The 24,023-nt window shown below is 39.5% G+C and carries 12 protein-coding genes, 1 tRNA gene and 2 rRNA genes (1 of these 15 cut by a window edge); 5 read left to right on the forward strand and 10 right to left on the reverse strand.

Annotated features, from left to right (window positions below):
• Positions 1-46: 46 nt before the first annotated feature.
• From H3299_RS13020 to H3299_RS13035, 4 genes are all read left to right on the forward strand, one after another.
• Positions 47-3,787 (forward strand): DUF4132 domain-containing protein, encoded by a 3,741-nt coding sequence (locus H3299_RS13020; RefSeq protein ID WP_182418068.1) that lies wholly within the window; start codon positions 47-49, stop codon positions 3,785-3,787.
• Between the two features lie 160 nt (positions 3,788-3,947).
• Complete coding sequence (locus H3299_RS13025) at positions 3,948-7,787, forward strand: DUF4132 domain-containing protein (RefSeq protein ID WP_182418069.1); 3,840 nt, start codon at positions 3,948-3,950, stop codon at positions 7,785-7,787.
• 53 nt (positions 7,788-7,840) lie between these two features.
• Positions 7,841-11,539 (forward strand): DUF4132 domain-containing protein, encoded by a 3,699-nt coding sequence (locus H3299_RS13030; RefSeq protein ID WP_182418070.1) that lies wholly within the window; start codon positions 7,841-7,843, stop codon positions 11,537-11,539.
• Positions 11,540-11,561: 22 nt separating this feature from the next.
• Positions 11,562-11,987 carry a hypothetical protein gene (locus H3299_RS13035; RefSeq protein WP_182418071.1) on the forward strand — a complete coding sequence of 142 codons (426 nt, stop codon included), beginning with the start codon at positions 11,562-11,564 and terminating at the stop codon, positions 11,985-11,987.
• Positions 11,988-12,670: 683 nt separating this feature from the next.
• Here the strand turns inward: H3299_RS13035 and H3299_RS13040 are convergent.
• The 7 genes from H3299_RS13040 to tssI (H3299_RS13070) all read right to left on the reverse strand — a co-directional run bounded on the left by H3299_RS13040 (position 12,671) and on the right by tssI (H3299_RS13070) (position 18,498).
• Positions 12,671-13,402, reverse strand: coding sequence for a hypothetical protein (locus H3299_RS13040; RefSeq protein WP_182418072.1), 732 nt, complete (start codon positions 13,400-13,402; stop codon positions 12,671-12,673).
• 108 nt (positions 13,403-13,510) lie between these two features.
• Positions 13,511-13,861, reverse strand: a complete 351-nt coding sequence (locus H3299_RS13045) for a hypothetical protein (protein WP_182418073.1) — start codon at positions 13,859-13,861, stop codon at positions 13,511-13,513.
• Positions 13,840-14,406 (reverse strand): DUF2515 family protein, encoded by a 567-nt coding sequence (locus H3299_RS13050; RefSeq protein ID WP_182418074.1) that lies wholly within the window; start codon positions 14,404-14,406, stop codon positions 13,840-13,842. The genes H3299_RS13045 and H3299_RS13050 overlap by 22 nt, the downstream gene beginning before the upstream one ends.
• Positions 14,407-14,799: 393 nt before the next feature.
• Positions 14,800-15,339, reverse strand: a complete 540-nt coding sequence (locus tag H3299_RS13055) for a hypothetical protein (protein WP_182418075.1) — start codon at positions 15,337-15,339, stop codon at positions 14,800-14,802.
• 223 nt (positions 15,340-15,562) lie between these two features.
• A complete protein-coding gene (locus H3299_RS13060) occupies positions 15,563-15,931 on the reverse strand; it encodes a PAAR domain-containing protein (RefSeq protein ID WP_182418076.1) in 369 nt (122 codons plus the stop codon).
• Positions 15,932-15,946: 15 nt separating this feature from the next.
• The gene (gene tssI, locus H3299_RS13065) at positions 15,947-17,563 is read right to left on the reverse strand and encodes a type VI secretion system tip protein TssI/VgrG (RefSeq protein ID WP_210276108.1); all 1,617 of its coding nucleotides are present in this window, start codon (positions 17,561-17,563) and stop codon (positions 15,947-15,949) included.
• Positions 17,560-18,498, reverse strand: a complete 939-nt coding sequence (tssI, locus tag H3299_RS13070; RefSeq protein ID WP_182418077.1) for a type VI secretion system tip protein TssI/VgrG — start codon at positions 18,496-18,498, stop codon at positions 17,560-17,562. Before tssI (H3299_RS13070) ends, tssI (H3299_RS13065) begins: the two co-directional genes overlap by 4 nt.
• Before the next feature lie 1,293 nt (positions 18,499-19,791).
• On the opposite strand from tssI (H3299_RS13070), the gene H3299_RS13075 reads away from it, so the two are divergent.
• Positions 19,792-20,349, forward strand: coding sequence for an LA2681 family HEPN domain-containing protein (locus tag H3299_RS13075; RefSeq protein WP_256434229.1), 558 nt, complete (start codon positions 19,792-19,794; stop codon positions 20,347-20,349).
• Between the two features lie 443 nt (positions 20,350-20,792).
• Here the strand turns inward: H3299_RS13075 and H3299_RS13080 are convergent.
• The 3 genes from H3299_RS13080 to H3299_RS13090 all read right to left on the reverse strand — a co-directional run.
• Positions 20,793-20,869: transfer RNA gene (locus tag H3299_RS13080), tRNA-Met, on the reverse strand.
• Between the two features lie 231 nt (positions 20,870-21,100).
• Positions 21,101-21,215: ribosomal RNA gene (gene rrf, locus H3299_RS13085) — 5S ribosomal RNA — on the reverse strand.
• A gap of 76 nt (positions 21,216-21,291) precedes the next feature.
• Positions 21,292-24,023 (reverse strand): 23S ribosomal RNA (locus H3299_RS13090) (it continues 81 nt past the right edge of the window).

Here is a 24,023-nt window from a genome sequence, read left to right on the forward strand (position 1 = left end):
GTCAATGTGACCTATTTTTCTTACCACGAAAATTAAAGGTAAAATAATGAGCCCGATGACAACAAACACAAGCATTGAGAAAACCAGCAAGATTGCAATTAATCTCGACCGTTTGAAAAATGTATTTGAAGCAGCGCAAATGAGCGATGGACAGTTAATTGATGATCTTTGCAAATATGTGGAAACTGGAGAAAATGCTGCCATATTATTAAAAGTTTCATCAACACCCAAAACAGGACCATTTGATCTTTTGCAGGTTAGCCACGCAATATCAACGGCAATAGGGCGCGAGTGGCAACCGCTTGTCTATGTGAGACTAGCAAAAATTTTGGCAAATTTACATCCATTATTAAATAAGCAAGACCACGTATTTGGCAATAAAGAAGTAGCAGTTTGGTGGCGATTTTGCGTTAGCATTGCCTTTTCATCACACGCAACACCGGTGGATGACGTCGTCTATCTTGGCAGAAGCCAAAAAAGGGGGCTTAATGCCAATCGTCTTCTCGAATTGGCAAGCCTTGGCGAAGCAACAACAACTGATATTTTGAATATTCTTTTAACGCCAGGAATTTCATATTGTGAAAAAAATGAATTGCATAATTTTCTTGGCATCAAACAATGGTTTGAAGATGAGCATTGCAAGATATCAACATCAAGTAGCCAATTATCAGGCTCAGTTTTAGCGCAGCTCATCGCGGCTATTGGCAGCTATAATCTTAGCCCCCTTTATTTGGATGTTCTCATCTCTGCACTTACACATAAGGCAAAAACAGTTCAAGGCAATGCGATTGTAGCACTATCCAATGCTGGCAAGGAACGGGTAGAAAATAAGCTGCGAAATATTTATGCCGATCAAACCCCAACTATTCGCAGCCAAATCGCCATTTCAACAGCGATTATATTAAAGAAAAAAGCAGTTGGAGTATTGAATGATTGGCTCAGAACTGAAAACGATACCAAGCCCAAAGAGATGATCGAACAGCAATTAGAATTATTAGGTCTGAGCCAGACAGAAAATACCAAGGCTGATTCAAGCACCTCCTATACTGGCTTTGATGGCTCTATCATAGTTATACCGCCTTTTGATTTGGAAAAAGCAAAACCTCACATTGAATTTAATGTTATTGATGAAAAATATTACCAAAATTTTCATCAAGCATTGGAAAACTACAATGCGTTTTATGCGAGTGAAACAGATGGCACAAAAAAAATTGAAACTTGGCATTGGACAACATTTTGCCAACCAATTGATAGTGACAAGTTAGTTACCGATTTAAAAGAACTAATGACCGGCAACGTGATTAAAGCTAAAGCGCTACAAGATTTTTTTAAGAACGCACCTGAGCACGGTTATGATTGTTCAGGTATTACAGATTTTTTTAACAATCCTAATCTTTCTCTTCATCAATTAATGCTATTGGCGCGAAAAATAAGAAAATATAGATATCTTAACATTGTTCTTAAGGGGGGGAATGGCTTTACTTTTAAAAATCCAATATTCAATAAAGTTACCGAATTCGGTGATTTGCGCCTTTTTAATCATATTCTAACCAAATGTTTAAATGAGACGAGCTTAACTTACGACCTCGACCCTTCCTTTTTAAGCGCTATTGATATGCGTGACACCAAGAGTGTTTGGCCGCTGATTGCCGAAAACAGGACCTTTATTGAAAAGGCTTTTGGTCTCAAACCAAGCAAAAGCGATGACTATCATAGTTTGTCAGTCGCCATGTATCAGTTAAAATTACTGCCGCAAGTCCCACTATCCTATGCGATGCCACTTATAATTATTGCCATGGGGCGGGCAGTCGATGGTACCGCGGTTGGTAAAGATGAGCGCGAACAAGCTCGCGCGTTACTGGCCGACTTGCCAAATCTTGATAGATTTATCGCCCGCTTATTGGAAGATAGTCAACAAGCGACAAGAACGACAGCCGCCAATTGGTTAAAGGATCGTGGCGCAAAATCAGAAATTACAGCCCTTTATACCGCATTAAAAATAGAAAAAAATGATGCAGCACGCGCAGCTATTTTATCAGCGCTTAGTGCTTTAGGTGAAGATATTGGCGACTATTTTGCACCAGAAAAATTGTTAAGCGATGCCCAAAAAGGCTTAAAAAAGGCCAAACTTAACAATCTTGATTGGTTTCCCTTTGCACAATTACCGCAATTACACTTTAAAAATGGTGATATTTTTGATCCAACTATTGTATTGTGGTGGATTACATTGGCTGTTAAATTAAAAACACCACAGGGCAACGTGATGACAAACCTATGGCTTGACCAATTAACACCGGAAAGTGCCAACAAACTTGGGTTATTTATTGTTCAATCATGGATTGCTCAAAATATTATTGCCATGGATGAAAATGAAGCTTTCACCTATGCCCAAACCAATATTGACCAACGCCTTCAGCATAATATTCACATATCCAAGCTCTTTCCCCATATGTCGCAATATTTTTTAACTGATCGTGATTTACTCTTCAAGCAACTGCATAATGAAGCCTTGGGTACCTATAAACAAAGTGTTATTGATGCCAAAGGCATTTTAGCCTTGGCAGCCTATGTTGATGGCGCTGAAATTGTGAATATCACCCGCAATTTTTTGAAAAAACATGGCTCTCGTGTATCACAGTCAAAAGCACTGTTAGATATGCTTGCCGGCAATTCTGCCTCTGCTGCAATTCAACTGTTGATAGCCAGTGCAAGACATACCAAACAACCGTCTCTACAAGACCATGCTAGAAACCTCATTGATGATATTTCACAACAACAAGGTTGGAGTTTTGACCAATTAGCTGACCGCACTATTCCTGCGGCAAGCCTTGATGACAATGGTGAAAATGAACTAAAATGCGGCAAAGGACGTGTTTTTAAACTGGCTTTAAATGGTGACCATTTGATCCTGTTAAATGATCAAGGCAAGGAAGTAAAAGCCCTACCTACTGCCAACCCCAAAGATACAGATGAAGTCGAAGAAATAACCGCGGCTAAAAAAATCATTTCCAATGCCAAAAAAGAACTAAAACAAGTTATCCCGTTACAAACCGCACGGCTTTATGAAGCCATGTGTTTGGAACGCCTTTGGCCGGTTGATGAGTGGCAAAACTATATTTTCAACCATCCCATCATGCGCCCGATTATTACAAAACTAATATGGATCGGCATGAATATGGATGGCAAAACAGTGCTAACTTTCCGCCCGTTAGAAGACGGCAGCTTGACCGATAACCATGACAATGCGGTATCACTTATTGGGATAGAAACAATCAAACTTGCCCATATTAGTTTGCTTAATGATAATGATATTCAAGCATGGCGCACGCATCTTACGGATTATGAAATAGCGCCGCCCTTTAACCAATTTCGCGAAGATTTACCGATCATAAGCGATGAAATAAAAAACGCTGCAAACATTGATGATCGTGAGGGCTGGATGATTGACGCTCCGACCTTAAGATCCGTTGCCAATAAATTGGGTTATGAGCATGACCAACATTGTTATGGCGGCTTTTTTACGGCCTATACTCGTCATTTTATGAGTGGCGGCTATATGGCTTATATCAATTTTACGGGTACAAGTTTAGCGGAAAGAAATGTTCTTGTCGCCTTAACGCAACTGGAGTTTCGCCAATACGTAAAATTTTTCAAAAATTTTAATTACGTTGATAAATTGCAAGTAATTCCACCAATTCTTTTAACTGAAACCATTGCCAATTATCATGCTATTGCTGCGGCTGGCACTGGCTTTGATGAGGATTGGCAAACAAAGTCGGCTTATTAGAGCGTTTTTTTCAAAAAGTGTGAAGCGGTTTTCAGACAAAAAACGCGGTGTAAACAATGGATTAGAGCGCTTATCTGATCCAATCAGATCGAAATGCGCTCTAAGCTGCTATCAATATTACAGCTTCACGTGAAATCTCACGCATTATTGGGGGAATAATATGAGCCTTTTAAAATCAATCAAAGGATTTTTTTCAACGAATAGCAATGCCGCCAATATTGAAGAAGCTGCAGACTTTTCCAAGACGCCAAAATTAAATCTTAACCGCAATGCTTTACAAAGATTCTTTAATAAATGCGATATTCATAACCAAGATGTAATCGATAAGCTATGTGATTATATTGAAACAGGCAATGAAGAGATTTTACTAAAAATATCGCCAAAAGCGGCACATTGGAACTTTACGCCTTTTGAAAAGCATCATTTATTTCACACCGCATTTAATGATCAAAGCTATGTTCTTGGCTGTTTTCGGCTTGGCAAAATGATCGAGCATTTGCAACCCAATGATTATAATCTTTCCCACTTATACGGTGATCAAGCATCTCCCGTTTGGTGGCGGGCGAGCTTTACATATGCCTTACTTGAGAGCAAAAATAAGGATGAACAAGCCGGCAATCATCCGCACAAAAATTATAAAATGACCATTAATGATCTTCATCAATTAGCAAATTTAGGTGGGGCAACGATTGCTGACATTCTTGATATTTTTGTAAATGATCTTTTTGGAGACGGTATTACCAATGAGGTAAAAAAGATTGAGAATATCAATCAATGGTTCATTGACAACAAACTGGCAATCACTTCGCTTGCAAAGCAGTTAAATGATGAACAGCTTTCGCAATTTTTTACTATTTTAAGCTGCCTTAATCTTGGAAATGACTATATCGACCTTTTAATTGCAACGACCATGCATGGTGCAAAGACCGCACGTAAAAAAGCACTTATGGCATTAATTACAGCAGATAAGGATTTAATTGAAAAAAAATTAACCGATGTTTACGACGAGCAAACACCAGCAAACCGTATTTTATTGGTCATTGCAGCAATAGCGCTTTTTAACAATGATGCCGCCAATTTATTAAATCATTGGCTGTCAGTTGAAACTTCTGCCAAGCCAAAAGAATTTATTGAGCAACAATTGGCGTTTTTAAATACTAAAACTTCAAATAGTGAAGTAATAACCCAAGATAGTTGTCTTTCCTATACCGCCCTTGATGGCAGCGTTATAACCGCACCTCCTCATAATGTTGATGATGAAATACAGCAAAGTCAGATAGCTTTTATTGAGGATATTTATTACCAAAATTTTTTGCAAGCTATCGAAAACTATAATGCCTATTTAAATAATGCCCAAATATTGAGAGACCAAGCATTAAGAGGCCAAAATGACAGTGGATTCTATCCTTACTTAGAGGATAAATTAAATGCCCAAGCCGCGATAACACAGCTTAAAAATACCATGAATGGTAAAATAGAAAAAGCAGAAGACCTTATTTACGCAATGAAGCTGTTAGAGAAAACCGGCTTTGACAATACGGGCATCTCAAACTTTATCAATAACCCAGCTTTGACGCTTTATCAATTATTAGCCTTATTAAAAGTTGTAGCAGATGATCCATATTTTTATCTTGTCTGCAATTTGCAATCTTCAAACCCATTATGTGCAGCTCTCACCCGCAAAGTCGAAGAGATTGGTGATTGGCGGATAATGGAGCGCATTTGGACGCAAAAATTAAACCAACCCTCATTCATTGAGCAATTTTTATCGGATGGCGAAAACAAAAAACTACACTACAAATTTTTTACCTATTGTTATGAAAAATTGGGCGAAAATGCTTTTTCATATCTTATCATTGATAATATAAAAACATTTGATGAAGTATTTGGTCTTAGTCCAGTGCAAGCCCAATATAATTACGACATTAACAATGCATTTTTCTTATTAAAATTGCTGCCCATGCCGCCAAAACGCTATGCAACGGCAATAATGTTGCTAGCTACTGGCAATAAAATTATGAATATTGGTGTTGTTACTAAAAACATCAAAATGCAGGCCCGCAGATTGTTAACTAGTATGCAGGAACTTGATCCAGCAATTACAAAATTATTACAAGATGGGCAACAAAATGTGCGCGCAAGTGCTGCTGCTTGGCTTGCAAGTCGCAATGCAAAAAAAGAAATTCCAACACTCCAAACCGCACTTAAAAGCGAAAAAAGCGAGGTCGCACGCGCCGCCTATCTTTGCGCGCTTGAACAGCTAGGCGATGATGTTTCAAATTTTCTTGCGCCTAACACATTGTTACTTGACGCAAAAAGAGGCTTAGCCAAGACAAGAATTAAAAGTCTTGACTGGTTTCCCTTAGAACAACTCCCACAAGCCCATTGGAAAAATGGTGATGTAGTTGACCCGATAATCTTGCAATGGTGGGTGACTTTGGCAGCAAAATTAAAGCAACCAAAGGGCAATGCCATGATGAATTTATGGCTAGACCAATTAAAGCCAGAAGATGCGAACCAATTTGGACTATTTGTGGCACAAGCTTGGTTTGCTTACGATACCCCCACTTATGGCCTTGATGATGCCCAAGCCTATGCCGCCCGCCTTGTTGATTTAAGTCACACAAACCCGCAAAGCTTCGCCAGTCAATATCCACAATATGGCTATTTGCTTAGCTTGCATGATGATGAAATGCTTTTTGAAACCATTGTTAAAATGCAAAAGGGTGGATATAAAAATAATGGTGCCGACACTAAGGGCATTTTAGCTTTAACCACAAAGGTTAAGGCTGCACATATTGCAACTTTGGGCGCTAATTACCTTAAAAAACACAGCAAACGTGCGGCGCAAGCCAAAGCAATACTTGATATGCTAACTGCAAATGCTACGCCTATTGCACTTCAAATAATTTTAGCTGCATCCAACCGTATCAAACAACGTAGCGTAAGAGATTACGCCAAATTAGCTCTTGAAGAAATTGCCGATAAAAATGATTGCAGCCTTGAAGACTTGATTGAGCGCACCATACCAACCGCAGGGCTTGATGAAAATGGCGAGGCGGAGCTTGAATGTGGAAATGGGCGAATTTTTAAACTAAAGCTTAACCAAAGCGGTGCGCTGATCCTGTTAAACGACCAAGGCAAGGAGGTGAAATCTTTACCCAATGCCAAGGGCGATAATAAGGTTGATAAGGATCTTATAACTGAAGCAAAGAAATTTATAATTGATGCAAAAAAGGAATTGAAACAAGTTTTCACCTTTCAAACTGCTCGGCTTTTTGAAGATATGTGCTTTGAGCGTCTTTGGTCAACTGCTGATTGGCAAGCCTATATTTACGATCACCCAATCATGCGAAACATTGTTTCAAAATTAATTTGGATTGGCATTGATCATGACAAGAACCAAATAAGTTTTCGCCCTTTAGAAGATGGCAGTTTTACCGATAGTAGCGATAATGCAATATCATTAAACAATATTGAGCACATCAAACTTGCGCATATTACATTGCTTAGAGATTCGCAGGCAAAGGCTTGGCGCCAGCATCTATCAGATTACGAAGTAAAGCCTTCATTTTTGCAATTACGTGATGACTGGCCAATATTTACGGACGAAATGACCACATTAAACCAAATTGATGACCGTAAAGGCTTTATGATTGATAGCTTTAACTTACGAACAATTGCTAATAAATATGGCTATGAGCGTAGCGAGCAAGAAGAGGCTGGGTGGTTTACGAGCTATCAAAAGCCTTATCGATCAGGTAATTTGGTAGCTAAGATACATTTTACCGGCAACTCCTTGCCTGAAACCAATAGAGTAACTGCTATAACCAGCTTAAGTTTTCTACATGATGCGGGTATTGGTTTTTATGGTATCTACCCAATAGCGATCAGAGATGTGCCGCCAGTGTTGTTAGTGGAAGCCTTAGCGGATTATCACGCCATTGCTGCAAGCGGAACGGGCTTTGATCCTGACTGGCAGAAAAAAACAAGCTTCTAAATAAACTTTGCCTATATTTTATTTAGTATGCATTTAATCAATGTGGGGTTGATATGAGCAATAATCAATATGAGATAAAAATTAGACGCCAGCATATGATGCGTTATTTTAAAGCGTTAAACATTTTAAACAAAAAACTCATCTTAGAGTTTTGTGATTATATTGAAACTGGAAAAAATGAAGAACAAATCATAACACTAGCACAACAAAACCAATTGGATTTTATTGAATTTTTTGATGGCCGTCGCCCACTTCTATCAGCTTTGGGATATAAATGGCAGCCCTTAGCTTATGTTAGATTGGCAAAAATTTTAGCAAATTTAACATCAGAACAAAATGCGTTTTATGCTCTATGTGGCACAACAGACTCGCCATTTTTTTGGCGTTACACTATCAATCTTGCCCTGCTTTTGTGCAGTCGTCACTCTAGTTATGTTATTGACCAATGCCATGAAAATTATTTCCTAACTGCTCCGCGATTTCTTGAATTAGCCCAGTTAAGTGGTGTTTCATCTGCCGATATTCTCGATATCCTCTTAACCCAATATTATTGCTATGGCTTTGAAAATTTAACTTACGCATTTACGGGTATCGAACAATGGTTTCATGATCAAAGGCATGTGTTAGCACCGCTGATAAGCCAAGCTAATCCTGAAAAATTATCCCAATTTTTAAATATCGCCCGCCAACTTCATCTTGCTGATGACTATTTAGATATTTTAATCCATGAAACAATGAATGGTGCTAAAAAAAATCGTAATATTGCGATTTTAGCGCTTGCTAGCGCCAATAAAACTTTAATTAAGGACAAGTTACTATTATTATATCCAACACAATCGAGCACCAAACGCATTCTTTTAATCATGGCAACAATTGCCATTTTCGAATATCGAGCAATTGAAATATTAAAGCTTTGGCTTAATGATGAACACAGCACCAAGCCCAAATCTACCCTTGAACAACAGCTTTCCTTTTTAAATATCAATAATACTACGGAAGATGAGCAAGCTATCAACGGTCAATTGTCCTATAAAGCCCTTGATGGAACGAAGATATCAGCCCTACCTTGTGCCTTTGACAATATAGAAAAACAACGCGACTTTAGCAAAATTGATAAGAAATATTATCAAGACTTTGCTGAGGTAATTAACAACTACAATAAAACTACCAGTTACGTCATAGACTGCGATAAATATCTCAGCGAATTTGAGCATATTATGAATGGTGGTGATTTTGAAGGCCAGCCACTGAGTTATCTTATCAGCATATTATTACGAGATCGCCAAGGCCGCAAAGCGTTGGAGCAATGCATTTGTGATCCTTCTTTATCCTTGTTTCAGATTTTAATATTCTGGAAAAGTACAATTTCCAATTTTCCTAATTATTTTTTTTCCACCCGTATTGAACACAAAATAATCAATAAGGCGCTGATAAGTAAAATAAAAGAAATTGGTGACTGGCGCGCTTTTGATCGTATCATCGTGCAACAATGGCAATCCCCCACCATTATCGAAATATGTTTAGCCAATAAATATAGTAAACAGCAATATTTTAATCAATTGCAGGACTATATCCAAAAAACTAGCAAAGATGCATTTTGGCCAATGATAATGGATAATGCTGCGCTTTTAGACCAGGCCTTAGGGCTAGCCCCAATACAAGACCAAAAGCAGTATTTTGTTGAAAATGCGCTTCTTCTATTAAAAATGCTACCACAAATTCCCATGCGTTATGCAACCGTATTAACGATGATCGCAACTGGGCAAGGTGTAAGCAATTCGGTCATTAAAAAACCAACAAAATTGCTATCACGTGAATTGCTTAATGGTATGCCAAAACTTAATCTGGCAATAGCAAAATTATTACAAGATGGGCAACAAAATGTGCGCGCAAGTGCTGCTGCTTGGCTTGCAAGTCGCGATGCTAAGAGCGAAATTCCAGCATTAAAAGCCTTTCTAAAGAAAGAAAAGCATGAGATTGTACGTGCAGCGTTTCTAAGCGCCCTTGAGCAATTAAAGGTTGATATTTCAAATTTTCTTGCGCCTAAAATATTATTACTTGAGGCAAATAACGGCTTAGCCAAAACAAAAATTAAAACTCTTGAATGGTTTCCATTTGACCAAATTCCACAAGCCCATTGGAAAAATGGTGATATAGTTGACCCAATAATTTTGCAATGGTGGGTAACATTAGCAGCAAAATTAAAGCAGCCAAAGGGCAATGCCATGATGGATCTTTGGCTAGATCAACTAAAGCCAGAGGATGCGAACCAATTTGGACTATTTATAGCACAAGCTTGGTTTGCTTATGATACACCGACATATGGTGGTGATGAAGCCAATATTTTAGCGGCTGAAATTATAAAAATGCGTCAAATGCATATAACTATTTTCGCCAATCATTACACACATTATAATCGCTTTTCTTACTTATCTGATGATTTGCTGTTTGAAAAAATTCGTCAAACGGAAAAAGGCAATTATAAAAATAGTGGTGCTGATGCTAAGGGTATTCTAGCGCTGACAACAAGAGTTAAAGGCACTGATATTGCTAATTTAGGTGCAAATTATCTTAAAAAGCATAGCAAGCGTGTTTCCCAAGCTAAAGCGATTATCGATATATTGGTAAAAAATCGCTCGCCTGCCGCCATTCAAGTTGTTGTAAATACGGCTAATCGCACCAAGCAACAAAGTGTTCAAGATTATGCCAAACAAGCAGCAGAAGAGATCGCTGATAAAAATGGTTGGACGCTTGAAGAGCTAGCCGAGCGCACCATTCCAACCGCAGGGCTTGATGAAAATGGCGAGGCGGAGCTTGAATGTGGAAATGGGCGAATTTTTAAACTAAAGCTTAACCAAAGCGGTGCTCTTATCTTGTTAAACGATGAAGGCAAGGAGGTGAAATCTTTACCCAATGCCAAGGGCGATAATAAGGATGATATAGATCTTATAACCGAAGCAAAGAAATTTATAATCGATGCAAAAAAGGAATTGAAACAAGTTTTCACCTTTCAAACTGCCCGGCTTTTTGAAGCTATGTGCTTTGAGCGTCTTTGGTCAACTGCTGATTGGCAAACCTATATTTTCAATCATCCTATCATGAGGCATATTGTTACAAAACTGATTTGGATCGGCGTAAATCAGGAAAGAAAGCAGCAAATCATATTTCGCCCACTTGATGATGGCAGTTTTACGGGCGTTAATGATGCTGAAATAACATTAACAGATTTTACAGCAATTAAACTTGCTCATGCTAATCTGGTAGGTGAGCAGGAAGCTGCAGCTTGGCGCAAACATTTATCAGATTATGAAATAAAACCTGCTTTTAAACAACTACGCGTCGACTTACCGATAATCCCTGATGAACTGGAAGAGCTTAACGAAATTGATGATCGCAAAGGCTATATGATTGATAGCATTCAACTACAAAAAGCTGCATATAGCTATGGTTACGAACGCGGTACCATTGAGGAATATGGGTACTTTTACAGTTATCGGCGGCGTTATCCTAGCGTTAATCTGGTTGCCCAGATTTATTTTACTGGCAGCCCACTACCTGAAACCAATATGCCCACCGCTATCACACATTTGAGTTTTGCCGATGGCTCGGGTAATGATTATCATACCGCAGAGGTAATTGCGTTAAAAGACGTGCCACCAGTCTTATTAGTTGAAACTCTAGCCGATTATCACGCCATTGCTGCAAGCGGAACGGGCTTTGATCCTGACTGGCAGAAAAAAACAAGCTTCTAAATTAAAACAGCAAAGTTGAACCATGTGGAACTATATAGCCGATATTGAAAACTTAAAGAAGTTTCGAAGTGAAATTGATGATGAAACATTTCAATACATAACAGATCTTTGGTTTTATGACCCCGATAGCCATACATCTTTACACGATGCATGGCTGGTATCGTTAAATATAAACTATGGCAAAACAAAAGATCTGTTGCAACGAAAGTTTGAACCCGTCAATCTGCAACTATCCCTTTTAGGAGCCTATCATGACCAAATCATTGATATCTTCTATGAAGATGTTTTACAATATAAAATAGAAGGTAATGGTGATTTATCGGACTTGTTAACCCATAAATTCGCTTGGCATGACGATCACCTTTGCCACGAACTTTGCTTTGCAATGGGCAAACTTGTCATTGAATTTAAAAATGTAAAATTTAAAGTTTCAAGCATAGAAGAATGAGCATCGCTCGCAGCCAAAATAATAAAGACCATTATTAGCACCTTACATCATAGATTAACATCAACACCCCTCACACCATCATACAAATTCCAATCTTATCGCTATATGAGTTTTATGATTGGGAACCTTTTCCAAGTCGTATAAACGGGTTATATTTGCAACGGTATCCCATATGACTAACAATTTGATTTAGAGGCAGTGGTTGATAATTTATTCTCATCCTATGACATAGGTGTAGGCAATGCTAAACAGGACGTATAAATTTGCTCTAGGGCTATAATAAATTCCTACTTTGCCGATAGATAGATTTAATTGACTGCGTGGGGCAAGCATAGATTGTGACGATAATTGCATGTAAAGGTCGTCTTATATCTCGCTTAATTCTAGTTGTACAAATTGCGTTTCGCCATAGTTACATTTTGCCATTCAGCGCCAGATCAAGGCGGAAGATTGTAGCGGAAATGGATATATAGCAAAATGCATTATTCCTGCCAAATGTGCTTGATATACAATGAAAGTAAACTGCTTAAACAAATAATTTCACCCAAGTGAAAAGATCGTTTAGAAACATAAACACAATGTAAATGTTGAGCACCATTAAGAAAAATATTAAATCCTCTAGATAAACTGAAATATCTATATTCGTACAGCTTATCTAAAAATCAAGAATTTGTTTTTATATTTTAAATAAACTTTCCATCCCATCCTTCAGGACGCCAATTTGGGTCATCATACCAATTTCTTAATTGCATATCTAACTCAGGGCCACCACGACGAATTCTAGAGAGTAGACTCAATTCCGCACGAAGTGGCGAAGGAATTTGACCTTTTAATTTTAACATATAAACTGTTTCATTGGCATTAATCCCCGTAACAATTGCCGCTGCTGGTGGCAATGTAGAAGCAACGGATACTTTTGATGAGAGAATATTAATTTCACAATCATAATAGGTGTTTTCACGAATGCCCTGAATAGGGCATCGCCATATTGAATGTGTTGCACTATAAAAGCTTGTTTCTGCCAAAACACTTTCGGTCAATTTACGTGTGTTGATATAAACAGGTTCTGAACCTGCTGTTGAAAACCGTGCAGCACATTCATTTGCTATAGCCAAAGCTTCATTAAAATCGAGATTTTTAACTGGAAGATAAATTAGAAAACTTGTAATATACCCTGCTATTGTATCCAAATTTACTTCCCGTGCTTCTGGGAGATAAAGTGCTTTTCCATTTACAAGTTTTGGAGAATAGGTCATCTTTTTTCCGTCTTTATTCCGCATAGGAAAAGAAAATCCACTTCTATAATCCGGAAGATCCATTCCATCCCTGCTATTAATTAAGAAAGGCTCTGGATTAATATTGTTTGAGATAAAAAAATCGCGAAATTTTTGGAGAATTTGAATTTTTAAATCCATGTTAACAAGCTCCTTATAAGTCGACAATTTGAAGCCGGCATAGCCAACGGCAGCTAGGCCGACACTACTGCATATAAATTTTCTTCTGTTTGAAAAAAGCATTGGTATTTACCTTAGTAAGCCATTCCAAGCATTCATGAGATCCCAAAAATATTGTATCCTATCGTTATAATCGGTCAAATTGCCGTTAAATGTTACAGGTTTTTTATTAGAGTTGCATTCTATTGTAACAGGTATATGCTTTTTCTGTGTCATAAACCCTCCAGTTCTTATCGTTCTAAATGCCCAAGGGTTTTCATCATAATAACGCTGATTAATTTCTTTTTGTTCATACCCAATGATAAAATCTGCGGCATTTCTAAAGTCACCGTCTCTCATTTTTTCTATAGCAGGTTTTAAATCGATATAAGTCTTATATTGCTCATCACCCGTTTCTTCTAGTTTTTTAATACATTCCAAATAACGATCATATCCGCATTTTGAAAGTATGAGCATCGGTGGATACATTTTTTAAAAATACCTAAATTTGCCTCATCTAACAGATCCTGCATCCATTTTGTCGATATTTTTGACGCAAATACCCCTTCAGAATATGCCATCATGCAGCCAAGTTGAAATGAAACAATAGCAGCCATACCCGACCAATAATTAGGTGATGCGAAACGACCTCCTGAAGGCGGGCTAGGTAAAATACGACTATCACCATATATACCTGCCTCATATAAATTAGCATAATGGTTGTTGATAGTGCTATTTCGCTTCCTAGGATTACTAATCGTTTCAGCATTTTTTACAGCACGATTAGCCTCCTTAAAAATATCTTCGCAAGAATGTCTGCATGTAATCACATGCCCCATATTTATTTCTAACTCACTGGGAGTATTAGAGGTTGCAGTTCCTGGGTGAAGTTCGCGTGGGAAAAGAGGACCTGAACCTCCACGCCCTGGAGTATAATCCTCATCATCTTCATGTCTGTATATTATAATAGGATAATCGGAACTCATTCAATGTCTCCTTTTGATAAAGGATAACGCAAACGTAGTTTTAATAGTTTATCACCAACAAATATATCTTTTGCTCGAATAAGAAAATTGGCTTCAACATCAGCGATAATATCCTTTTCATATAAAATATGCATCGCAATATATTGGTATAAGTAATTACTTTCTTTAAACCCGTAAACATGATAACCTGAGTAACTATAATCATGTACCTTTTGAAAAAGCTCTTTCTCATTAGTTGATTTTAATGTTTCTGTATATTCCTGTTTTAATTTTTGAGAAAATATTTGGTTAATGGCTTCAAATCTTTTTTTTCCATTGCCTCCATATCATTAATGGAAAGGAAAAGTGGAATATTGCTATTTGCAGAATCAACATTAGGAGAATTTTTCATCCTCATAATTTCTTGTCCCCAAGGATAACTTGGACAAAAACACACTTCTTGAAACCCTCCAATAAAGCGTTTTTTTTGATTGGTTCTAATGAAGGTAACATTTGGGCTAATACATTAGCATCTGAATGTCTGAATAGGACAAAATCGAGATATTCTTGATTAAAATTCCCATAAACTGTAGGCGCTGATTTAGCTAACTCTTTTACCAATGAACGCCTTATAAATTTCTTAGGTATCCAGATGCGATTTAAACGTCGCAAATGATCATATAATTTATCCCACGTTGCGGATTGATCACCAATCCAAATAACAATACCCGTTAGCTCTGGTAATATATTTAAAAAATTCATAGCTTGCTGATAAGCTGAATTAATATCATAAAAATTTTCAACTTGAAGGAGGCCGCCACCATTTGGATCTCCTCGTTTTATTGCCTCATCCATATGTGATGCAAGAATCAAAGCTTTTTCTTCGAGTGATATATCTGCTTCTAATTTTAATAAAATATTCTCATCGAGATTTGCTATCCCAAAGAGCGGCATGTATGGTGTTACAATCCAAGGACCACCAATAACTACACTAAGATTTCCGTTGTTTTTATAGAGTGGGCGATGTGCAATATTATATTTAGTTAATTGCTCTGGGAGGGATGGAAAACACGAGCCATCTATAGAAAAAAAACACGTGTATTCTCATCGTTTAAGGCAGAATGTACATATGATTTTAATTCTTCTAATATGGAATTACCTACCGCTTCCATCATCACTATCCTTTTTGCATCGGTGATGCTTCTTTTTTCGCTTGATATTGGCATGTATTTGCATCGGTGCCATTTTTATTACCAATATTTACATTCTTCGACCCATTTTGAGCAACCCCACCGCAATCAATAGCATCACCAATACGTACAGCAACCTTACCATTGACGAAGACCGAACGTGAACCGACAGATGCTTTACGTCCATGGGAAGCCGATGGGCATATATTGCAAGCATGTGGCGTATATGTGTCATCAACGCGCATTAGCGGACGTCCATTAACAAAAACATTAGGGCTGCCACTATTAGCAACGGATGGTGGATAATGGCATCCATGTCCTGATCCAATATCGCCTTTTCTATGAGCTGGGGGCATTTTTAAATCCTATCCCTATTCATTCAAATTAATTGGACTACCCTCAATTTTTATTGGTCCAGTCGCGACAAAATCAAACTCGGCACCGCGTAAAGTGACCTTGCCTTTACTATCTAATATCAACTCGGCCATTGGCTCTTCTGTATCTTTATCTTTGCCGACAGAAAGAATAAATTTTTCACCAACAAACATTTGTCTTGTATTGCCAACTTGTTCGGAATGAACCTGTCCAACAGTTGTCACTTTAACTTGTCCTACTTGTTCGGTTGAGGCAAAACCAGCTGTCTGGTTAGTGATTTTAGAAACAAGCTGATTGAAAATCCCGCCACCAACCATGCAATCTACAGATTGCGCAATATTGCTACCTGCACTTGCCATTGCTTCGCCACCAGATGAACGTAAGTTATGTTGTTTGTCATTATTAGCAACAGAACGCGCTTGATCAAAACCTTGTGCAATGGTTGCCATCCTCCCAACAACTCCACCAGCAGAAAGAAGACGACTAAATTCCGAAGTTGTTTGTGAGAAAGCTTCTACACTATCGGTAAAGGCTGTGATAATTTTTTCACCACTATTTGAGCCAATATCGGATTTTGCAACATTCGTCTTCGCCGCAATCGCTATGCCTTGTTGAAGTAACTCAGCAGATTGTCCCATAAGCCCTAGCAATACTTTGCCAAGAATCCCCGTTGCTGCGCCTCCGATCGCACCAACAACCATATTCATGCCGCCGCCAACTTGTTGGTTGACGTTGTTACCTACTTCTATCGCTTGGTTTTCACCAATATTTTGAATAGCATTAGCATCAATTCGCTGCATCTGATTATTCTTGATCTTAATTGTTTGGTCTTTCTCAGCATGAAGAAACATATTTTCTTGCCCCCTTTCATCTTCAAACGATAATTCGTTAAATCCACCATCCCCCTTATGACTGTCTGATCGAATTACCGTCTTGGTTTTATGGTCGGGCAACTTGTAAGGTGCGACATTCATTTCATGATAAGTACGTCCTATAATAAGTGGCTGATCGGGATCACCGTCCAAAAAATCAACAACTACTTCATGACCAACACGGGGAATAGATAAGTTACCATATTCACCACCACCCCATGCTTGTGAAACACGAATCCAACATGATGAATCTTCGGCCTTGAGTTTTTTGTGCCTATCCCATGGGAAGTGAACTTTAACACGACCATATTGATCAGTGAGTATTTCTTCTTCCGGTGGCCCAACAACAATGGCAATCTGTGGGCCATCAATCAGTGGCTTCACCATCTGCGGTGGACGGTACGGGAGATTGGAGGGTTGAGCCGTAAATGCATTTGCATAAAGCGTCGCTAGCGTTACATCTTGGTTGACTGCCGATTGAAAAACAAGATTCTTGCAAGGGTTTAGAGCTTGGTTAAGAAGATTGGGACTTTTTGAATTCGTCATGCTAAAGGCAAGACCAGAATGCTCGGCACCCAATAATCCTGGTGTAACAACGCTTGTCGCTGCTGATGTAATTCCCTGTGCGTCTTCTGACAATGCTTGTGGCTGAACTCCTTCATGACGAATGCTGAGCAGACGCCATTTCTGGTTAAGTTTATTGTCAGGATGTTCTGTTATTGTAACAGCATGCCCAGTCAAAAGATGGGGGCATTAGAAACACCATAACCAAGGGAAGCATCAACACGCTTTGCTTCCAATCTATATCGGGTAAAGGGCTTACCCACAGCATCTTTCTTATAACGGCCAGGATAAACATAAAGCTCATAGTCTTTTTTCTCACCATTGGATGTTGATGTCTTTTCCTTATGCTCTTGAGAATATTCAGGATTGCGAAATGTATAATCACGTTGCACCATTGTGGTCGAGGTGAGCTTCTCGCGATAGCTTAAAGATGAGCAATACACCCCCTTCACCACACCAGAGGCAAGTGCATTATATGCCAATGTCTTCTGTTCAGGACTATCCGAGAGAACTTGAGCGCGATCGGTGAAAACAACATTCAACTGCCCTTCCATACCATGATGGAAGTAATAGAATATTCCCTCTTCCGCCAGGATCCGTTCGACAAAAGCGAGATGACTCTCACGATATTGCACGCAATATTCACGCAATTCGTGTTTAGCCTCTTCAACGCTCCAGATCACATTTTCGATGCCATGATCAGAAAATATTTCTTTGACAATATCAGTAACTAAACTTTGCTTGAAAATACGACAATCAGAGGCATAGTTTAAACGATAGAGTGAGGGCATAAGAACTAAACGGTAACTAGTTCTATGATGCCCCTTATCATCACGTTCTGCCTCTACAACAACTCCAGAAAAATGACGGGGTGTTTCAAGATATTTATGATGAACGGTCAATGTACCGGCACTATCCATAAGCATCTGCAAATCAATATCATCATCCTTTGATGACAGCATGACTTCTATCTTGGTCATACCAAAAATCGCTTCATCTACAGCAAAAGCAGTGACCACAAACTTATTATCTGGCGCTTTTTTCATCCAAAAAGTAAAAGCGATATCTTGATCTTGTAATTGTTTAGGTAACAGCAATATTGGGTTCATCATTATTCTCCTAATATCCTGCACTTATCAAGCAGGATCATATAATCACAACAATTGTTATTGATTTTTAGAACCAAAGTAGATTTTTTTGATGGAGCAAGAATTAATACTATCCTTAACACCCACTGTGTCAATAAAAATGTATTAATTTGTATTCAATAGGAATTTAACTATATTATTTCTTATATAAAAATCCCTAAAATTATGCTTATTTGCTATTAAATTAATTTATATAATTTCAAAATAATTATCGTTGCTAAAGAGATTACAAGTTAACACATCGTTTTATTAGGCAAAAAACAAATTCGTAGATATCGTCTTATTTTCTATTGCATCATTGGTGGAAGCGTATTGTCAGTAAGCAAGTTATCATCAGGATTGCCTTTAATAAGAAGCATGGCTCGCAGTGAACTAAAATAGGTCTTGACAATTTTTTTGAGTAAAACATGTTATAGCGCACTCATCCACTGGAAGCAGTTGGGCGTGCTTAATTGCAACTTGCTTCAATGGCTAGAGATGACGTAAAACCTTAGTATATGATCTTAGACGCTACAAATCTAAAAGCTCAACCTGCAGCAACAAGATTCTTTAAAAGACAAATTCTCCGCCGAACTGAAAGAGAATAAGCTTAATGTCTAAACTTAAAGTAGTCTTACATTAAAATAGCAAGCAGACATACCTGATGCGAAGAATTTCTTTGCCGTAAAATTTTTTTAGGCGAATTGACTTAAACTCATTCGGTCAACCATGACTAGTTTAAATATTAACCCTCTATTTCTCTATAAAAAGAGAAAACTGTTTAAACAATACGACCTATAAATTCGGTTTCATGATCGACAGCTTGTATGAAAACTTAAAAATTAACGGCACAATCGACAAGATATACCCGACCAATATTATAATTGTGCATGTGCGCTCTTACCAACAATATGGCTCATTGCTACAAGTTTTTACCCCCGTTTTAAAAAAGTAACTTATGTTAACGGTATTTCGCAGTCAATTCAGACATGGCATCAGCATAGGCTTCTTATCGTGCAAGTTTACTTAATTTTGCTGTTGTAGTTTGCCTTGGGTTGATTTAGTCATAAGGCAACGATGATGGAAAAGTTATGATGCTTTCTTACTCTACATTTTTGCAAATCATATTAAAGATTACATCATTAATCTTTCCACTAGCTTGATAAATTATTGCCCAAATAATTCCAATACGCTGTAAAACTACAATGCAAGCCTCCGAATATTTGTCAGGTGTCCTGAATTCAATGATTAACTTTATATGTTTTAAGGAAAATTTCTTTGTTAGCGGGCTTTGCCTTTCGTATTGCATATTCCCTATTGGATAAAATTGCTTATTTGGTTAATCACTATTGGGCTTTAAATAAAAAACTCGACAGAATAGGTTTTAAAAATATTTGGATGGTGGAAAATAAAAAACATCTTTTACCGCAATTTAAAAAATTAGATAACTTGCCTTTACGTGGGCTATTTTGGTTATCAAAAGAATTATTTGATGAAGATATTAATGCAACCACATCAGCTGACGCCCAAGATTTGCACACCATTCGCAATGCACTTGAACATTCATATCTGCGTGTCATAGAAGGCTGGGCAAAGCCATTCATGTCACCAGAAACACGAGATAGAATCTTGGGTATTACCATCGGCAGCGACGAGCTTGAAACTAAAGCAATACGCATCATGCAAATAGCTCGTATGGCGATCTTATATGTGTCTTTTGCAATTGCTATAGAAGAAAAGAAAAGGAAAGAAAAACACCCTGCTAAATTGAGTTTTGAAATGCCGTTATCTAACCTAAAAATATCTCGTAAAAAACGCCCACCTGCACCATATTAAGATAATCACGGGTCGTTTAAACTGTTTTTAAATCTGGGTAGTTTATTAGGCAAATAAATATTTGGGTGGAGCTATTAAACTAAAAATCCTAAATACTAGTCGGCTTAACATCGCAGGGCCTTAAACAGTATTAAGCGTAGTTTTTTCAACGCCAGAAACCGCCTCAGTTGCGGCTATTGTATATAAAGCTGATATTTTTCTTGGATTCTTGTCAGGTTTTCTTGCGCAGTGTTGATTTTCACTGCCGACGTTGATGTTATGGTTGGTTTTTTAGCATTTAGATACATACCAGCACCTCAGCGCCAATCAATGTTAACACGAAGCCATTTTGACGTTATTATAAAATAACGCGCATTATCACCGTCAACCGTCGAAAGCCACATTTTGTAACTATAAGATATAAACATTATCAATGTGTCTATTATTTTGCTGATGGGTTTTATTGGTTGCGGGGGCAGGATTTGAACCTACGACCTTCAGGTTATGAGCCTGACGAGCTACCGGGCTGCTCCACCCCGCGTCAAGGGTTTTGTTTACTTCTTCACGACCGGTATGTTGTGAAGGAGTATCTGATATTAAGGCACATTTTTAAAATAATGTCATGCTTTTAGGAAGCGTTATTATCTTGATTTTGTGTCTTTTTTCCAAGGAATGATTTAAGCTATAGGGCTTATATTGCTTGGGATTTATCAGCTAGACAAATTGATTTGTTTGATGGTGAAGAGAAAATATTCATACATGCATTTTGCAGACCTGGCAGCGACCTACTCTCCCGTGTCTTAAGACAAAGTACCATTGGCGCTGGAGCGTTTCACGGCCGAGTTCGGAATGGGATCGGGTGCAGCCGCTCCGCCATAACCACCAGGTCGGCGAAAGGCATGAACGAATTGAAGCTGGTTTTGATTTTTCTGCTTTTTTATTAACTGGATATAGGTAATGGGAACGATCAAGCCGATTGAACGATTAGTATCAGTAAGCTTCATGTGTTACCACACTTCCACACCTGACCTATCAACGTGGTCGTCTTCCACGGTTCTCATGGGAATACTCGTTTTTAGGTGGGTTTCCCGCTTAGATGCCTTCAGCGGTTATCCCTTCCGTATATAGCTACCCTGCTATGCGGCTGGCGCCACAACAGGTCCACCAGAGATACGTCCATCCCGGTCCTCTCGTACTAGGGACAGATCCTATCAATATTCCTACACCCACGGCAGATAGGGACCGAACTGTCTCACGACGTTCTGAACCCAACTCACGTACCGCTTTAAATGGCGAACAGCCATACCCTTGGGACCTGCTCCAGCCCCAGGATGCGATGAGTCGACATCGAGGTGCCAAACAACCCCGTCGATATGGACTCTTGGGGGTCATCAGCCTGTTATCCCCGGCGTACCTTTTATCCGTTGAGCGATGGCCCTTCCACACGGGACCACCGGATCACTATGACCGTCTTTCGACTCTGCTCGACTTGTCAGTCTTACAGTCAGGCAGGCTTATGCCATTGCACTCAGCGAACGATTTCCGACCGTTCTGAGCCCACCATCGCGCGCCTCCGTTACTCTTTAGGAGGCGACCGCCCCAGTCAAACTACCCACCATACACGGTCCTGGTTCCGGATAACGGAACGCAGTTAGACATCCATGTAGATAAGGGTGGTATTTCAAGGAAGACTCCACAATGGCTGGCGCCACTGCTTCAAAGTCTACCACCTATCCTACACATGTCGACACGAATGCCAGTGTAAAGCTATAGTAAAGGTGCACGGGGTCTTTCCGTCTAACCGCAGGAACCCCGCATCTTCACGGGGAATTCAATTTCACTGAGTCTATGTTGGAGACAGCGGGGAAGTCGTTACGCCATTCGTGCAGGTCGGAACTTACCCGACAAGGAATTTCGCTACCTTAGGACCGTTATAGTTACGGCCGCCGTTTACTGGGGCTTCAATTCAATGCTTGCACATCTCCTCTTAACCTTCCAGCACCGGGCAGGCGTCAGACCCTATACGTCGTCTTGCGACTTCGCAGAGCCCTGTGTTTTTGGTAAACAGTCGCTACCCCCTGGTCTGTGCCACCCCCTAACGGTTGCCCGCTAAAGGGTCACGCTTCTTCCGAAGTTACGCGTGCAATTTGCCGAGTTCCTTCAACATAGTTCTCTCAAGCGCCTTGGTATTCTCTACCGGTCCACCTGTGTCGGTTTCGGGTACGGTCTATAATGTGGGAGCTATTTCCTGGAACTGCTTCACTGCATCATCAATCCAATAAGATGATACAATTTACGCAATCCGTCACTTCCCACAGGCCCACGAATATTAACGTGGTTCCCATCGACTACGCCTTTCGGCCTCGTCTTAGGGGCCGGCTCACCCTGCTCAGATTAACTTTAAGCAGGAACCCTTGGACTTTCGGCGAGGGAGTCTCTCACTCCCTTTATCGTTACTCATGTCAGCATTCTCACTTCCAATACCTCCAGGATCCCTCACGGGTATCCCTTCACAGGCTTATGGAACGCTCCGCTACCACTTACACTTACGTGTAAATCCACATCTTCGGTGTATGGCTTTAGCCCCGTTACATTTTCGGCGCAAAGACCCTTATTTAGACCAGTGAGCTGTTACGCTTTCTTTAAATGATGGCTGCTTCTAAGCCAACATCCTGGTTGTTTTGGGATCCTCACATCCTTTCCCACTTAGCCATAACTTGGGGACCTTAGATGGTGGTCAGGGTTGTTTCCCTCTCCACGACGGACGTTAGCACCCGCCGTGTGTCTGCTAGTCAGTTCTTCCAGGTATTCGGAGTTTGGTTAGGTTTGGTAATCCGGTGAGGACCCCTAGCCCATCCAGTGCTCTACCCCCTGGAGAATAAAACTAACGCTCTACCTAAATAGATTTCGCGGAGAACCAGCTATTTCCGAGTTTGATTGGCCTTTCACCCCTAGCCACAAGTCATCCCGATCTATTGCAACAGATATGGGTTCGGCCCTCCAGTAAGTGTTACCTTACCTTCAGCCTGCTCATGGCTAGATCACTCGGTTTCGGGTCTAATCCGACGAACTGAACGCCCTGTTCAGACTCGCTTTCGCTACGCCTACACCTATCGGTTTAAGCTTGCTCGTCAGACTAAGTCGCTGACCCATTATACAAAAGGTACGCCGTCACCCAGAACTAATCTTGGGCTCCGACTGTTTGTAGGCATTCGGTTTCAGGATCTATTTCACTCCCCTCGTCGGGGTGCTTTTCACCTTTCCCTCACGGTACTGGTTCACTATCGGTCATGCACGAGTACTTAGGCTTGGATAGTGGTCTACCCATGTTCAGACAGGATTTCACGTGTCCCGCCCTACTCTAGGACTTAAAATCAATTTACGTGTACGGGACTATCACCCACTTTGGTTAAGCTTTCCAACTTATTCCACTTTTCTCATTTAAGCCACTGGCCTGGTCCGCGTTCGCTCGCCACTACTAACGGAGTCTCGTTTGATGTCCTTTCCTACAGGTACTTAGATGTTTCAGTTCCCTGCGTTCGCTTCTTACACCCTATTTTATTCAGATGTAGATACCTTTTTAAAGATAGCTAGAAACCTAAGCAGTCCATTGCTGAACAACTTAACTTTTCTAGCCATCAAAGGTGGGTTCCCCCATTCGGAGATCTACGGATCAAAGGTTATTCGCACCTCCC

The organism is Bartonella sp. HY038 (genome assembly GCF_014117425.1).
Lineage (GTDB): Bacteria > Pseudomonadota > Alphaproteobacteria > Rhizobiales > Rhizobiaceae > HY038.